Below are 13479 nucleotides of genomic sequence, written 5' to 3' on the forward strand. Positions count from 1 at the left end.
GTTACGTCACCGCAGGATCAATGCATCTCGGTGAACGCGAGTTTCACGCCGATGGCGATCAGCACCGCGCCCATGGTGCGGTCGAACCAGTGGCCCATACGGGCGAAACCGGCGCGCACGCGCTGCTGGCTGAACAACATTGCCACCAGGCAGAACCAGGTCGCGGTCGCGACAGCCAGATAGATCCCGTAACCGGCCTGGACTGCCAGCGGGGTGTGCGGGTTGATCACCACGGTGAACAGCGACAGGAAGAACAGCGTGGCTTTCGGGTTCAGACCGTTGGTCACAAAGCCCGAGGTGAACGCGCCACGTGCGGTGCGCTCGCCGGCCGCTTTGTGCAGATCATCGGCGACGGTTTTCGCCGGTTGCGCGCGCAGGGCTTTGAAGCCGATGTACAGCAGGTACGCGGCGGCTGCCCATTTCAAGGCGTTGAACAGCACGATCGATTGGGAAACGATCAACCCGATCCCCAGCAACGAATAACCGACGTGCAGAAAAATCGCCGTGCCCACGCCCAACGCCGTCCAGGTTCCGGCACGACGCCCGTGAGTCACGCTTTCGCGCACCACCACGGCGAAATCAGGACCGGGACTGGCGACGGCCAGCAGGTGGATCAGGGCAACGGTCAAGAATTCGGTCCAGTACATGGGGGCTCCTTTCGGCCAAGCGTAACGAGTTGTTTCATCTGGTAGGCTCGGCAGATTACGCCTTCCCTTCAAAGCACGACAGGTACAGTTGATGACGAACGCCCACCGCGCCGTATTCCTCGATCACCCTTCGCTGGATCTTGGCGATCTCGATCTGAGCCCTTTGCGTGACTGCTTCAGCGATCTGCAACTGTTCGCCCAGACGTTGCCTGCGCAGGTTGCCGAACGCCTGCAAGGTGCGACCGTGGCGATCAGCAACAAGGTCCTGATCGACGCCGCCGCCATGGCCGCCAACCCACAGCTGAAGCTGATCCTGATCACCGCCACCGGCACCAACAACGTCGATCTGGCCGCCGCCCGCGCCCACGGCATCACCGTGTGCAACTGTCAGGGTTACGGCACGCCGTCGGTGGCGCAGCACACGATCATGCTGTTGCTCAACCTCGCCACGCGTCTGGCCGATTATCAAAAAGCCGTCAGCCAAGGCCGCTGGCAGCAAGCAAAACAGTTCTGCCTGCTGGATTACCCGATCGTCGAGCTGGAAGGCAAAACCCTTGGCTTGCTCGGTCATGGCGAACTCGGCGGCGCGGTCGCGCGACTGGCCGAAGCCTTCGGCATGCGCGTGTTGCTGGGGCAGATTCCGGGGCGCCCGGCCCGTCCGGATCGCCTGCCACTGGAAGAATTGCTGCCGCAAATCGACGCCCTCACCCTGCACTGCCCGCTCAACGAACACACCCGGCACTTCATCGGCGCCCGCGAACTCGCTTCGATGAAACCCGGCGCCTTCGTGGTCAACACCGCCCGTGGCGGGTTGATCGATGAACAGGCCTTGGCCGATGCTCTGCGCAGTGGTCATCTCGGCGGCGCGGCCACCGATGTGTTGAGCGTCGAACCACCGACCAACGGCAATCCGCTGCTGGCCGCCGACATCCCGCGCCTGATCGTCACCCCGCATAACGCCTGGGGCAGTCGCGAAGCGCGGCAGCGAATCGTCGGCCAACTGGTGGAAAACACCCGGGCGTTCTACAGCGGTAAGGCGCTGCGGGTCGTCAGTTGATAAACTGCGGCACTTTTTTTCACAGGAGCAGTTATGGATCCGCGCAGTGAAGTACTGCTTCGTCAGGCCGAGTTATTCCAGGGTTCGGTGTTGTTGGCCGGTTTGCCTGCCGATGATCTTTTGGGGCGCCTGCCCGAGGCGTTTGGCTGGTGCTGGCATGCCGGCGATCAGGCTGCGCTCGAAGCGCGCTTCGAAGGGCGTAGCCATTTTGGCGTGAACGTGCCGGAGCGCGAATTCACCAATGCCGTGGTGTTCCTGCCCAAGGCCAAGGACCTGACCGATTACATCCTCAATGCCGTGGCTTCGCGCTTGGCCGGGCGTGAGGTGTATCTGGTCGGGGAAAAACGCAGCGGCATCGAAGGCGCCTCCAAACAGCTCAACCCGTTCGGCAAACCGCGCAAGCTCGACAGCGCACGACACTGTCAGCTGTGGCAAGTGACGGTGGCCAACGCACCTGAAGCCAAACCGCTGGAAAGCCTGGCGCAAACCTACGAACTGCCGCTGGCCGAAGGCCCGTTGAAAGTTATCAGCCTGCCGGGCGTGTTCAGCCATGGCCGACTGGATCGCGGCAGCGCCCTGCTGCTGGAACACCTGGACAAACTGCCGAGCGGTCATTTGCTGGACTTCGGTTGCGGTGCCGGCGTGCTTGGCGCGGCGGTCAAGCGCCGTTACCCGCACAATCAGGTCACGTTGCTCGACGTTGATGCCTTCGCTGCCGCCAGCAGCCGGCTGACGCTGGCAGCCAACGGTCTGGAAGCCGAGGTGCTGACCGGTGACGGCATCGACGCCGCGCCGATGGGTTTAAACGCGATTCTGAGCAATCCACCGTTCCATGTCGGCGTGCACACCGATTACTTCGCCACCGAAAACTTGCTGCGAAAAGCGGCAAAACATCTGAAAAACGGCGGAGAACTTCGTCTGGTTGCCAACAGTTTCCTGAAGTACCAGCCGCTTATCGAGGAGCATCTCGGAGTCTGCGCGATCAAGGCCGAAGGCAATGGTTTCCGGATTTACCGGGCCAAGCGCGGCTGAAAATTAGCACTTGCCGAATGGATTGCGCCTAGGCAGAATCCGCTCCGTCCTAGGGGAGTAGTCTCCCACGAGCGCCAAGCTCGTCCGGCATACGTCAACATACTTGATCCTCAGATCATGGCGTATGCGACCCAAGCGTCCGCACCAGACGGATCGCAGGGTTTGACAAGACCTATGACACGCACACCTTACCCGGGGCGGGAAGGCTGTACGTGTCATAGCCGTGTCGACCCGCCCCTTAGGAAATCCTGATGCTGGACTCGTTACTCGTTCCCACCGCAATCGTTGCCTTGGCCGAAATCGGCGACAAGACGCAACTGCTCGCGCTGATTCTCGCCGCTCGCTTCCGCAAACCCTGGCCGATCATCGCCGGTATCGTGGCTGCGACCCTGGCCAACCACGCGGCAGCCGGTGCGGTCGGCGCCTGGTTCGGCAGCTTCTTCTCCGATTCCGTCCTGCACTGGATTCTCGCCGCAAGTTTCGCCGCCACCGCCCTGTGGACGCTGGTGCCGGACAAGATGGATGACGATGAAGCCAGCACCGCCCGCAAGTTCGGGCCATTCCTGACCACGCTGATTGCGTTCTTCCTCGCGGAAATCGGTGACAAGACCCAGATCGCTACCGTGATGCTGGCGGCGCAATACCCGGAGCTGTGGCTGGTGATCATCGGCACCACGGCGGGCATGCTGATCGCCAACGTGCCGGTGGTACTGGCGGGTAATTTTGCAGCGGAGAAACTGCCACTGACCCTGATCCGTCGACTGGCGGCCTCGGCGTTCCTGATCCTGGCAATCGTCGCGGTCTACAAGGCGATGCAGAGCAGCGGCTGGGTTTGATCCGGCAGATCGCTCCCCCACTCAGTGTGGGAGCGATCATTGTTTCAGGACTTGGGCGCTTTCTCGTAAAGCGGCATGACCTTCGGAATCGCCGCCTGCAAGGCAGCCGTGCGGCTGCTGGAAGACGGGTGAGTGCTCATGAACTCCGGCGGGGCGCCTTCAGATGCCTTGCTCATCTTGTTCCACAGGGTAATGGCGGCATTCGGGTTGTACCCGGCACGCGCGGCCAGTTCCAGACCGATCAGGTCGGCCTCGTTCTCGTTGGCGCGGCTGTTGGGCAGCGTCATGCCGTAGTTGGCCACGGTGTCGGCCAGCGCCAGGCTGTCCTGACCCAGGCCGAGCAACGCACCGGCGCCCTGCTTGGCCATTTCGATGCCATAAGCCTTGGACATGGCTTCACGACCATGCTCGCGCAGGGCGTGGGCGATTTCATGGCCCATGACCGCGGCGATTTCATCGTCGGTGAGTTTCAGGCTGTCGATCAGACCGGTGTAGAAAATGATCTTGCCGCCAGGCCCGCAGTTGGCGTTGAGTTCGTCGCTCTTGATCAGGTTCACTTCCCACTGCCATTGCGCCGCATCCGGACGGAAGTTCGGCGCCTGAGCGATCAAGCGGTTGGCAATCGCCTGAACACGTTTGGCATCGTTGCTGGTCTTGTCCAGCACGCCTTTGCTGGATGCTTCGCCCACGGTCTTCTGATAGGACTGGGCATACATCTGGTCGACCTCTTGCGAGGACAGCATGCTGAACATGTACTGCTTGCGCTCGACGCCCACGGCACCGCCGCTGGTGGTGTTGACCGACTGACAACCGGCCAGCAACAGCGCTGCGCTCAGTGCACTTACAACCAATGTCTTGTTCATTCAAAAGCTCCCTGAAAACCTGCCGCGTATCCTAGGCGGGTAATGGTATCGACGCCAGATACAACGGACGTGTTGCACCTGATTTCAGAAGACCTCCTTCTGACCTGTAGGAAAACATTCATATCCACCGACAAGCCCGCTGCAACTGCGTCGCTCACTGATCCATTTGCGACATTGCGCTGCAATTACTCTCTCTATACCTCATGGCTCAATAGTGGCTGCCGATACAACAGCGCAGACGTCCTCTCGCGTGCGGAGCTCCCATGAAGTTCAAGTCGATCCAGTTTTCCGTGGCTGCCCTGGCCGGCGCCATCGTGCTCAGCGTAGTCGCCGCGTTGGTGCTGTACGCGCTGTTCTCCGGTGCCCGCACCCAGGAAATGGTCCAGCAACGGACCCAGGCCCAGTTCGAGCAAGTCATCGAACAGCGCCTGACGTCGCTGGCGCAGACCCAGGTCAGCCAGATCCAGCGCGAACTGGAAGCGCCACTGTTGATCGCCGGCGGACTGGTACGCGTCAACGCCCTGCTCGGCACGCCGGGCGCCGACGGCCAGCCACGCCTGAACGTCAGCCGCGAGCAACTGATCAGCCTGATCAAGGAAAACGTCGAGAAGAATCCGAAGATTCTCGGCACCTACATCGGCTGGGAAAAGAACGCACTGGACCACAATGACGCGGCCTACGTCGGCACTCAGGTTGTCGGGATCGATCCCGCCAACGGGCGCTTCCTGCCGTGGTGGTTCCGCAACGACGATGGCACCCTGGGCCTGGACAAACTGGTGGACGTCGACGACCAGAAAGTCCTGTCCACCGGCGTGCGCGCCAGCGAGTATTACCTGTGCTCGAAAGAAACCAGGAAATCCTGCGTGATCGATCCGGCCCCGTACAAGGTCGGTGACAAGATCGTCATGCTCGCCTCCTTCATCGAACCGATCATGCTCAACGGCGCGTTCCAGGGCATCGTCGGGGCCGACCTGTCGGTGAACTTCATTCAGGAAATGCTCCTGGGCGCGAACCAGAAACTCTACAGCGGCGCCGGGCAAATGGCCCTGATCGGCAGCAACGGCCGGATCGTCGCCTATACCAAGGACCCGAGCAAATTCGGCGAGAAGGTCAGCGACATCCTCGACGCCCAGCAGATTGCCAACATGGCCAATCTCAAGCGCGGCGAAGTGACTTACACCGTCAATAAAGAGCAAGGCCGGATCGAGTTGTACCTGCCGTTCGGCATCGGCCAGACCGACGCACGCTGGACGCTGATGCTGCAACTGCCGCTCGACGCGGTGATGGCCGATCTGCAAAAGCTCCAAGGCGACCTCGACGCCCAGCGCAAATCCGACACCTTCGGCATGGCCATGGTCGGCCTGATCATTGCCGGCCTCGGCCTGCTGGTGATCTGGCTGGTGGGCCACGGCATCGCCCGTCCGCTCAAACAAATGGTGACCATGCTCGATGACATCGCCCAGGGCGAGGGCGACCTGACCCGTCGCCTGACCAGTGATCGCAACGACGAACTCGGCTCCATCGCCAAAGGCTTCAATACCTTCCTCGCCAAGTTGCAGGGGATGATCACGCAGGTGGTGTCGTCGGTGCAGAGCGTCAGCGATTCCTCGGAGCACACGGCGGACATCGCGATCCGTACCAATATCGGCATACAGAAACAGATGGCCGAGATCGATCAGGTGGCCACCGCTGTGCAGGAAATGACCGCCACCGCGCAGGATGTGGCGCGCAATGCGACCCAGGCCGCACAAGCCGCCAGCCATGCCGATCAGGCCGCCAGTCAGGGCATGCAGATCGTGCGTGACACCTCCGACTCGATTGGCGTGCTGGCCGTGGAAATCGGCAAGGCCGTGGACGTGGTGCAGACGCTGGCCAAGGACAGCGAAAACATCAACGCGATCCTGATCGCCATTCGCGGAATCGCCGAGCAGACCAACCTGCTGGCCCTCAACGCGGCGATTGAAGCGGCCCGCGCGGGTGAACAAGGACGCGGCTTCGCGGTGGTGGCCGATGAAGTGCGCAACCTGGCGCAGAAAACCCAGAAGGCCACCGAAGAAATTCAGAGCATGATCCAGCAACTGCAACAGGGCACCCGCGATGTAGTGCGGGTCATGGAAGACAGCCAGAACCGCACCGACGAAAGTGTGCAGCACGCGGCGAAGGCGGCCGAAGCGCTGGAAACCATCACCCAGGCAGTGTCGGTGATCAACGACATGAACACCCAGATCGCCAGCGCTGCCGAAGAACAGAGCGCGGTGGCCGACGACATCAACCGCAACGTGATCAATATCGGTCAGGTGGCCAATGAAGTGGCCGGTGGCGCGGATGAGTCGAGTTCGGCGAGTGCGGATCTGACCAAACTGGCGGAGCAGCAGCGGCGGTTGATCAACCAGTTCAAGGTTTAAGAGCCACCCCCTCACCCCAGCCCTCTCCCGGAGGGAGAGGGAGCCGACCGAGCAGTCTTGAGCTATCCATCGACCTGAAAAACCGAGTCGATTATGGATTCAAAGCAAATCGTGCAGGTCAGTACATTACTGAAGCATCCCCCAATCGGTCCCCTCTCCCTCTGGGCGGTCCGACGTTTCGGGAGGGCTAGGGTGAGGGGCTCTTGATCTGCTGCTAGGCCGGAGTCAGACACTCCGGCCCGTTGAGCTTCGGATCATTGACCAGATTCGCCAGCACCCGCTCGCGCAAGGCAGCGGGCTCGCTGGCGAGCAGGCCTTGCAGGACATGCAGCGGCGTCTCGAGATCAAGCCATGCCGCCTGCCCCGCCTCATCGAGAATCAACGGCCGGCGCTGACTGGCCGCCGACTGGGTGATCACCGCCGTGCTCAGCCAAACCTGCTCCTGCACCGGATACGCCTCCCAGATCGCCGCAAAAAACAACGAAGCACCTTCCCCCGGTGTCAGCCAGTACGGCCGTTTGCGCACATTGCCGCGCCATTCGTAGAAACCGTTGGCCGGCAGCAGACAGCGCCGCAAACGCAGGGCTTCACGGAACATCGGCTGTTCGGCGACGGTTTCGGCCCGAGCGTGGGCCGGCGTGCGTGACAGGTCGGTCAGCCACGGCGGCGTCAGGCCCCAACGGGCACGGGCCAGCGTGCGCTGGCCGTCAGGTTCGGCGCGCAGCATCAACACCGAATCGTTGGGGGAAATGTTCCACTGCGCCTGCTGATCGGCAGGAAAACCTGGCAGGCTCGCGAAATCGCGGTTCCAGCGAAACAGGGCATAACGTCCACACATGGGGCAGCACGACTCACAAACAAAACGAACGCCAGCCTAACAGACCAGCGTCCCGGGATAACTGTCCGGTTCATCGCCGGGCAGCGGCAGCGCGGCATTGTACGCACGGATCAGCTCGCGGGCGTATTCGGCCTGGTCGTTATCGACCGACAGGCCCAGCAAACCGAAGATCGGCAACTCCCCCGTGCCGCCCAGCAGATCGCGCCCGACCAGATGCGCCTCGATGCCCTCGCTTTCGAGCATGCCCTTGAGCATCTCGCCTTCCATCAGGTTTTCCGGCTCGTAGATTCGCTGCATGGGCGCGCCTCACTCGTTTTCGCTGAAGACTTCCAGAAACCAGTCCTCTCCATGGACCTGCAAAACAAACGTGATCGGCCGACAACACACCTGACAGTCTTCGATATAGGTGTGGTCGCCAGCGGAGAGATCCACGGTCGTCTCGACCTCTTCACCACAATACGGACATTCATATACTGCGCTTTCCAGCATCGCGGTCTCCCGGGTGACTTGTGCGTATAATCGCCGGTCTATTTGCAGGGCTATTTTTGTCTGGCTACTTTTTCAGACCGTGCCCCGTTGGTTTTCGATCAAAACCTTTACTTACCCTAGCCGTTTCCAACAAGAGAGCATGATGGGCGAATTCGATGCCATCCGACCTTACGACGACAGCGAAGTACCTGCGGTACTGGCGCGACTGCTCGGCGACAAGGCGTTTCTAGATATCCTCACCCACTTCCGCTTCCCGCGTTTTGCCGGTGCCTTCGGCTGGATGCTCAAACCACTTATAGCCCATCGGCTGCGTCGTGAGTTCGCCGACGTGACCTCCGTGGCCACTTTGCAGGACAAGGTCGAGTTCTACGTCGACCACACCATCGAGCGCGCCACCGATGGCGTGACCTACACCGGTGTCGAGCAATTCAAGTCCGGCAGCGCTTATCTGTTCATCGCCAACCACCGCGACATCGTCATGGACCCGGCCTTCGTCAACTACGCCGTGTACCACGCCGGCCTGCCGACCCCACGCATCGCGATTGGCGACAACCTGCTGCAAAAGCCGTTCGTCAGCGATCTGATGCGTTTGAACAAGAGCTTCATCGTGCACCGTTCGATCACCGGGCGCCGCGAGAAAATGGCGGCGTATCAACTGCTGTCGGCGTACATCAACCACTCGATTCGCAACGACTGCGCCTCGATCTGGATCGCCCAGGCCGAAGGCCGCGCGAAGGACGGCGACGACCGTACCGAATCGGCGATCCTCAAGATGTTCCACATGAGCCGCAAGGACGAGCCGTTCGGCGAAGTCATTCAGTCGCTGAACCTGACCCCGGTGTCGATCAGCTACGAATACGACCCGTGCGACCAGGCCAAGGCCCGCGAGCTGTACATCCGCGCCACCACCGGCACCTACAGCAAGGCGCCGGGCGAGGATGACGTGAGCATTGCCAAGGGCATCACCGGCTACAAGGGCCGGGTGCACGTGAACTTCGCCGCGCCGATCACCGAGCTGTTCGAGGACACCAAGCAATTGGCGGTCGAAATGGACAAGCAGATTCTCGGCGGCTACCGGTTGTTCCCGGTGCATTACCTGGCATACGCGCAGTGGGCTGATGCCGATCCGCAACTGAACGTGCCGAAGGCTGCCGAAGTGTTTGGCGCCGAGGAACTGGCCAAGGCCCAGGAAGAATGGCAAAGCCGTCTGGACGCTTGCCCGCAAGAGCATCGTCCGTATCTGGTGCTGCAATATGCGACGCCGGTGCGCAATCAGTACCGGGTCAAGGCTGGCCTGCCGCTGTAAGCGGTGTCGGCTGGATACAAGAACGGCGCCTTCGGGCGCCGTTTTTCGTTCAGAAGCGGGTACTGATCCAGGACACCAGCAATGCCAGGCCCAGGCAGGCAAAACCGAAGCGATAGAAGAAGCGGTTCATGCGCAGGGTCGCCCAATCGAGCACCGGTTCCTGATCCGGCTGACTATGACGCTGGGCCGCGATACTGGCCATGGCCCGTTGTTCACGGCGGCGGGTCGCGTGCAGCAGCCAACTGCCGGGAAAGGCCAGCAGCAGGGCCAACAGGTTGATCAGCTTGGCGGGATGGGCGGTAAACAGCGTCATCAAGTGCAGCGACATCACAGACCTCAATCTAGACCGGTATGGCGAGCGCCAGACCGACGACCGCGGCGCGGATTCTACCGAAACCCTCCCCGACTGCCCTACCCTTTACGACAAATAACCCGCCAATCGACCGATGGCTGTCCTGTGTCACGGCATCGTCATTTGTTTCAGTCACCCTGCGCGCCTCGAAACCGACACGGAACGCGACATGCTTCACGCTGAAAACCAGGATCGCCTGTACCTCATCTCCCCGTCCGACGAGCAGCAAACCCTCGTCGGCAGCCTGGCCTTCAATGTCCAGGATCGCCACTGGCTGGTGTATTGCGCCCTCGGCGGGCACCAGCATGCGGACTTGCCCGAGACCGACCTGCTGACCGGCGTCAGCGTTCTCGACTTCTATTCACAAGCCGCCTGAACGAAAAAGCCCGGAGCCATCACTGGCCCCGGGCTTTTTCACATCAACCGAACACTTACTCGGCGAGGACCTGACCCACGGTCGGGTCCTTGAACAGACGGGTCAGCGCATCGCTCAGCACGTCGCTGACCAGTTTGGTGTTGGTTTCCTGGTTCGGCGCCATGCCGAAACGCTGGTCCAGCGAGGCACCGTAACGGCCGCTGTAGCGACGGTTGGCGTTCTGCACGTCGGAGCGGAAGGTCGCGCCGATGGTGGCCTCGGTCACGTACATGCCTTCTTTCGGCGACTGGTATTTCAGTTCCGCCAAGGTCACGGTCAGTTGCGGTGCATTGGGCGCGTTGTTGGTCGGGGTGAACCCGAGCAGACGCACGGCGGCTTCAGCCTGGGCCTGCAACTTCGGCAGGATCTGCTCGCGCTGAACAGTGATGGCGCTGGTTTCCGGGTACAGGCCGCCACGGGTGCCGAGGGTTGGCGACGGACGACCGTCGACCACACGGACCACGACAGGCTGGCCGTGGCCGACCGGTGCCAGCTGAGTGGTCAGCTTCGGTTCCGGGCTCAGTTGTTGCGGGCTGTGGGCGCAGCCAACCAGGGTCAAACTGGTCACAGTGATCAAACCGAACAACAGGCGTTGCAACATGCTCTTCTCTCCAGAATCAGGCACAGACAGGCCGGCAGTATAGCGGTGGGCCACTGTGGGTCACCAGCACTGAAATCTCAGACAAAACCCGCTGCCAGCGGTTCCTGTCACAGATTCTTCACCCCCCATACACGTGCGCGTCACGGCCCTTTGCCAATCTTCCTCACAGATCCCCAAAAGGAACACTGCCATGCGCTATCTGATCTCGTTGTTCGCCCCACGCCCGCTGCACCGCAGCTTTGCCCTGCTCGACCGCAACGGCCATTGCCAGGCTTTCAAGCAATGCAGCCTGCAACCGATGGGTGATGGCTGGGTGGAAATCGAGGAAATCCGTCTCAACTGGCTGCACCAGCCACTGCCCGCCAGCGCCCGGGTCGAACAGCAGCGCCCACGCGCACGGGCTCAAGCGATGTTGAGCATCTGACCGGATGCCTAATAAAAGTCATTAAACTCGACCAACTCCGCGCATTTCTTCGATACAATCTCCCCCCGATTATAAGGACGTCTCCTGATCGGGCCCCGCAACAGCGTCAATGCGCTTGCATTGGCATCCAAATCGCCCACAGAGAGCCGCCCACACAGATCGAGTGAAGCTGGCGTGCTTGCTGTTTCCCTGGCAAATCCCGCTTTTCGCGAATCTGCAGAGCTGTCATGACGCTCGGCCACTGAGTTGTTTGCCCCTCCGGGCACGGTGCCAGCCCCGGACAGCCCTTTTTGAGGTTCACGTCTTCAAAAGAGCGTGAAAAAAACGGGTTTTCACAACTTCACAAGAGTGTGGCGAGCAAATGAATAGTTTTGCGTCTGAACATGCACCATTAGCGTCTGAAACAGCCCAACGACACAGGAACGGGAACGCCTCGACTACCGGAGCCTGAAGCCTGTCCGCTACGGATTTGGTTGCACAAACGGATGTCTCGACCATAAGTCGAATTGCCAGCCCCGTGCCGAAATGAGTTCATGGGACTCTTTAAGCCAGGCCGCACGCATCCGTCGAAGTTGCGAAAAATTGCGAAGATTCGGACATGGCACACCTGACCAAGGATACCCGGGGCTCAACTGACCTGCCCTGGACACCTGGCAGCCATGCCGACAATTTGGTGCTGCAGATTTTGGAGACGCGTTAAATGGCGCATAACGAAGCAGTCGACGTAGTTCTGGTTGGGGCCGGCATCATGAGTGCCACCCTCGCAGTACTGCTCAAGGAACTCGACCCGGCGATCAAGCTGGAAGTCGTCGAGCTGATGGATTCCGGTGCCGCAGAGAGTTCCAACCCATGGAACAATGCCGGTACCGGCCACGCCGGCCTGTGCGAGCTGAACTACACGCCACAGGCTGCCGACGGCACCGTCGACATCAAGAAGGCCGTGCACATCAACACCCAGTTCGAGGTGTCGAAGCAGTTCTGGTCGTACCTGACCAAGAAAGGCACGTTCGGCTCGTGCAAATCCTTTATCAGCCCGGTGCCGCACCTGAGTTACGTCGAGGGCGAGAAAGGCGTGTCGTTCCTCAAGGAACGTTTCAATACGCTGCGCAAGCACCACGCCTTCGCCGACATGGAATACACCGAAGACAAGGCGAAGATGACCGAGTGGATGCCGCTGATGATGCCGGGTCGTCCGAAAGACCAGGTGCTCGCCGCCACCCGCGTGATCAACGGCACCGACGTCAACTTCGGCGCCCTGACCAATCAGCTGCTCAAGCACCTGACCAGCGCACCCGATGCCCAGGTCAAGTACTGCAAGCGCGTGACCGGCCTCAAGCGTAACGCCAACGGCTGGACCGTCAGCATCAAGGACGTCAACAGCGGCAGCAGCCGTGAAGTCGACGCCAAGTTCGTATTCCTCGGCGCCGGTGGCGCGGCCCTGCCGCTGCTGCAAGCCTCGGGCATCGAAGAGAGCAAAGGCTTCGGCGGCTTCCCGATCAGCGGCCAGTGGCTGCGTTGCGACAACCCGGAAGTGGTCAAGCATCACCAGGCCAAGGTTTACAGCCAGGCTGCCGTGGGTTCGCCACCGATGTCCGTGCCGCACCTGGACACCCGCGTGGTCGATGGCAAGAAATCCCTGCTGTTCGGGCCATACGCCGGCTTCACCACCAAGTTCCTCAAGCACGGCTCCTTCATGGACCTGCCGCTGTCGGTTCGCGCCGGCAACATCGGGCCGATGCTGGCCGTGGCGAAAAACAACATGGACCTGACCAAGTACCTGGTCAGCGAAGTGATGCAGTCGATGGAACAGCGCCTGGAATCCCTGCGTCGTTTCTACCCCGAGGCGAAAGCCGAAGACTGGCGCCTGGAAGTGGCCGGCCAACGGGTGCAGATCATCAAGAAAGACCCGAAAAAAGGCGGCATCCTGCAGTTCGGTACCGAACTGGTTGCTGCGAAGGACGGCTCCCTCGCCGCCCTGCTCGGTGCTTCGCCAGGCGCTTCGGTGACCGTTTCGATCATGCTGGAACTGATCGAGAAATGCTTCCCGGCCAAGGCCAAGGGTGAGTGGGCTGCCAAACTGGCGGAAATCTTCCCGGCCCGCGAAAAGGTCCTGGAAACCGACGCTGCGCTCTATCGCAAGATCAACACGCAGAACAACGTCGCGCTGGAACTGGTTGAAGCCAGCAACGAGACCGAAAGCTACGCCTGATTCGG

General features: G+C 61.1%; 15 protein-coding genes and 1 riboswitch. Of the genes, 8 read left to right on the forward strand and 7 right to left on the reverse strand.

Annotated elements, in window-relative coordinates; all coding sequences use genetic code 11:
* Positions 1 to 17 precede the first annotated feature (17 nt).
* On the reverse strand, positions 18 to 647 hold the full coding sequence (locus tag ACTJK7_RS20265; protein ID WP_440780759.1) for a LysE family translocator: 630 nt from the start codon (positions 645 to 647) through the stop codon (positions 18 to 20).
* A 91-nt stretch (positions 648 to 738) separates the two neighbouring features.
* On the opposite strand from ACTJK7_RS20265, the gene ACTJK7_RS20270 reads away from it, so the two are divergent.
* The 3 genes from ACTJK7_RS20270 (at position 739) to ACTJK7_RS20280 (ending at position 3572) form a co-directional block, all read left to right on the forward strand.
* Positions 739 to 1704, forward strand: coding sequence for a 2-hydroxyacid dehydrogenase (locus tag ACTJK7_RS20270; protein WP_085655277.1), 966 nt, complete (start codon positions 739 to 741; stop codon positions 1702 to 1704).
* A 33-nt stretch (positions 1705 to 1737) separates the two neighbouring features.
* On the forward strand, positions 1738 to 2736 hold the full coding sequence (locus ACTJK7_RS20275) for a class I SAM-dependent methyltransferase (RefSeq protein WP_108563223.1): 999 nt from the start codon (positions 1738 to 1740) through the stop codon (positions 2734 to 2736).
* 39 nt (positions 2737 to 2775) lie between these two features.
* Positions 2776 to 2900, forward strand: a riboswitch (yybP-ykoY riboswitch).
* Positions 2901 to 2987: 87 nt separating this feature from the next.
* Complete coding sequence (locus tag ACTJK7_RS20280) at positions 2988 to 3572, forward strand: TMEM165/GDT1 family protein (protein ID WP_007956837.1); 585 nt, start codon at positions 2988 to 2990, stop codon at positions 3570 to 3572.
* A gap of 44 nt (positions 3573 to 3616) precedes the next feature.
* On the opposite strand, the gene ACTJK7_RS20285 is transcribed toward ACTJK7_RS20280, so the two are convergent.
* The gene (locus ACTJK7_RS20285; RefSeq protein WP_011335892.1) at positions 3617 to 4435 is read right to left on the reverse strand and encodes a M48 family metallopeptidase; all 819 of its coding nucleotides are present in this window, start codon (positions 4433 to 4435) and stop codon (positions 3617 to 3619) included.
* Positions 4436 to 4698: 263 nt separating this feature from the next.
* Here ACTJK7_RS20285 and ACTJK7_RS20290 point away from each other — a divergent pair, with 263 nt between their 5' ends.
* The gene (locus ACTJK7_RS20290; protein ID WP_440780758.1) at positions 4699 to 6840 is read left to right on the forward strand and encodes a methyl-accepting chemotaxis protein; all 2142 of its coding nucleotides are present in this window, start codon (positions 4699 to 4701) and stop codon (positions 6838 to 6840) included.
* A gap of 214 nt (positions 6841 to 7054) precedes the next feature.
* Here ACTJK7_RS20290 and ACTJK7_RS20295 read toward each other — a convergent pair whose 3' ends face one another.
* From ACTJK7_RS20295 to ACTJK7_RS20305, 3 genes are read right to left on the reverse strand one after another with little or no spacing between them, the layout of a single operon-like run.
* Positions 7055 to 7678, reverse strand: coding sequence for an SOS response-associated peptidase (locus tag ACTJK7_RS20295; RefSeq protein ID WP_108563225.1), 624 nt, complete (start codon positions 7676 to 7678; stop codon positions 7055 to 7057).
* A gap of 36 nt (positions 7679 to 7714) precedes the next feature.
* Positions 7715 to 7975: a putative signal transducing protein gene (locus tag ACTJK7_RS20300; protein WP_108563226.1), complete on the reverse strand. Its 261-nt coding sequence runs from the start codon at positions 7973 to 7975 to the stop codon at positions 7715 to 7717.
* A gap of 9 nt (positions 7976 to 7984) precedes the next feature.
* Positions 7985 to 8167 (reverse strand): CPXCG motif-containing cysteine-rich protein, encoded by a 183-nt coding sequence (locus tag ACTJK7_RS20305; RefSeq protein WP_108563227.1) that lies wholly within the window; start codon positions 8165 to 8167, stop codon positions 7985 to 7987.
* A gap of 142 nt (positions 8168 to 8309) precedes the next feature.
* On the opposite strand from ACTJK7_RS20305, the gene ACTJK7_RS20310 reads away from it, so the two are divergent.
* The gene (locus ACTJK7_RS20310; protein WP_170928982.1) at positions 8310 to 9473 is read left to right on the forward strand and encodes a 1-acyl-sn-glycerol-3-phosphate acyltransferase; all 1164 of its coding nucleotides are present in this window, start codon (positions 8310 to 8312) and stop codon (positions 9471 to 9473) included.
* A gap of 49 nt (positions 9474 to 9522) precedes the next feature.
* Here ACTJK7_RS20310 and ACTJK7_RS20315 read toward each other — a convergent pair whose 3' ends face one another.
* The gene (locus tag ACTJK7_RS20315) at positions 9523 to 9801 is read right to left on the reverse strand and encodes a hypothetical protein (RefSeq protein WP_108563228.1); all 279 of its coding nucleotides are present in this window, start codon (positions 9799 to 9801) and stop codon (positions 9523 to 9525) included.
* Positions 9802 to 9994: 193 nt separating this feature from the next.
* Between ACTJK7_RS20315 and ACTJK7_RS20320 the strand changes: the two genes are divergently transcribed.
* The gene (locus tag ACTJK7_RS20320) at positions 9995 to 10201 is read left to right on the forward strand and encodes a hypothetical protein (protein WP_039766399.1); all 207 of its coding nucleotides are present in this window, start codon (positions 9995 to 9997) and stop codon (positions 10199 to 10201) included.
* Between the two features lie 55 nt (positions 10202 to 10256).
* On the opposite strand, the gene ACTJK7_RS20325 is transcribed toward ACTJK7_RS20320, so the two are convergent.
* Positions 10257 to 10841 carry a YajG family lipoprotein gene (locus tag ACTJK7_RS20325; protein ID WP_007951676.1) on the reverse strand — a complete coding sequence of 195 codons (585 nt, stop codon included), beginning with the start codon at positions 10839 to 10841 and terminating at the stop codon, positions 10257 to 10259.
* A gap of 190 nt (positions 10842 to 11031) precedes the next feature.
* Between ACTJK7_RS20325 and ACTJK7_RS20330 the strand changes: the two genes are divergently transcribed.
* Together ACTJK7_RS20330 and mqo are read left to right on the forward strand one after the other, a co-directional pair.
* A complete protein-coding gene (locus ACTJK7_RS20330) occupies positions 11032 to 11265 on the forward strand; it encodes a hypothetical protein (protein ID WP_039766297.1) in 234 nt (77 codons plus the stop codon).
* Positions 11266 to 11965: 700 nt separating this feature from the next.
* Positions 11966 to 13474 carry a malate dehydrogenase (quinone) gene (gene mqo, locus ACTJK7_RS20335; RefSeq protein WP_221615246.1) on the forward strand — a complete coding sequence of 503 codons (1509 nt, stop codon included), beginning with the start codon at positions 11966 to 11968 and terminating at the stop codon, positions 13472 to 13474.
* Positions 13475 to 13479: the final 5 nt, after the last annotated feature.

This window comes from Pseudomonas sp. 22085 (assembly GCF_052045815.1).
Taxonomy (GTDB): Bacteria; Pseudomonadota; Gammaproteobacteria; order Pseudomonadales; family Pseudomonadaceae; genus Aquipseudomonas; species Aquipseudomonas glycinae.

What these genes read in the sequence shown, in the direction of transcription:
- ACTJK7_RS20265 (WP_440780759.1), bottom strand. Translation starts at nt 647, where the DNA reads ATGTACTGGACCGAATTCTTGACCGTTGCCCTGATCCACCTGCTGGCC.
- ACTJK7_RS20270 (WP_085655277.1), top strand. Translation starts at nt 739, where the DNA reads ATGACGAACGCCCACCGCGCCGTATTCCTCGATCACCCTTCGCTGGAT.
- ACTJK7_RS20275 (WP_108563223.1), top strand. Translation starts at nt 1,738, where the DNA reads ATGGATCCGCGCAGTGAAGTACTGCTTCGTCAGGCCGAGTTATTCCAG.
- ACTJK7_RS20280 (WP_007956837.1), top strand. Translation starts at nt 2,988, where the DNA reads ATGCTGGACTCGTTACTCGTTCCCACCGCAATCGTTGCCTTGGCCGAA.
- ACTJK7_RS20285 (WP_011335892.1), bottom strand. Translation starts at nt 4,435, where the DNA reads ATGAACAAGACATTGGTTGTAAGTGCACTGAGCGCAGCGCTGTTGCTG.
- ACTJK7_RS20290 (WP_440780758.1), top strand. Translation starts at nt 4,699, where the DNA reads ATGAAGTTCAAGTCGATCCAGTTTTCCGTGGCTGCCCTGGCCGGCGCC.
- ACTJK7_RS20295 (WP_108563225.1), bottom strand. Translation starts at nt 7,678, where the DNA reads ATGTGTGGACGTTATGCCCTGTTTCGCTGGAACCGCGATTTCGCGAGC.
- ACTJK7_RS20300 (WP_108563226.1), bottom strand. Translation starts at nt 7,975, where the DNA reads ATGCAGCGAATCTACGAGCCGGAAAACCTGATGGAAGGCGAGATGCTC.
- ACTJK7_RS20305 (WP_108563227.1), bottom strand. Translation starts at nt 8,167, where the DNA reads ATGCTGGAAAGCGCAGTATATGAATGTCCGTATTGTGGTGAAGAGGTC.
- ACTJK7_RS20310 (WP_170928982.1), top strand. Translation starts at nt 8,310, where the DNA reads ATGGGCGAATTCGATGCCATCCGACCTTACGACGACAGCGAAGTACCT.
- ACTJK7_RS20315 (WP_108563228.1), bottom strand. Translation starts at nt 9,801, where the DNA reads ATGTCGCTGCACTTGATGACGCTGTTTACCGCCCATCCCGCCAAGCTG.
- ACTJK7_RS20320 (WP_039766399.1), top strand. Translation starts at nt 9,995, where the DNA reads ATGCTTCACGCTGAAAACCAGGATCGCCTGTACCTCATCTCCCCGTCC.
- ACTJK7_RS20325 (WP_007951676.1), bottom strand. Translation starts at nt 10,841, where the DNA reads ATGTTGCAACGCCTGTTGTTCGGTTTGATCACTGTGACCAGTTTGACC.
- ACTJK7_RS20330 (WP_039766297.1), top strand. Translation starts at nt 11,032, where the DNA reads ATGCGCTATCTGATCTCGTTGTTCGCCCCACGCCCGCTGCACCGCAGC.
- mqo (WP_221615246.1), top strand. Translation starts at nt 11,966, where the DNA reads ATGGCGCATAACGAAGCAGTCGACGTAGTTCTGGTTGGGGCCGGCATC.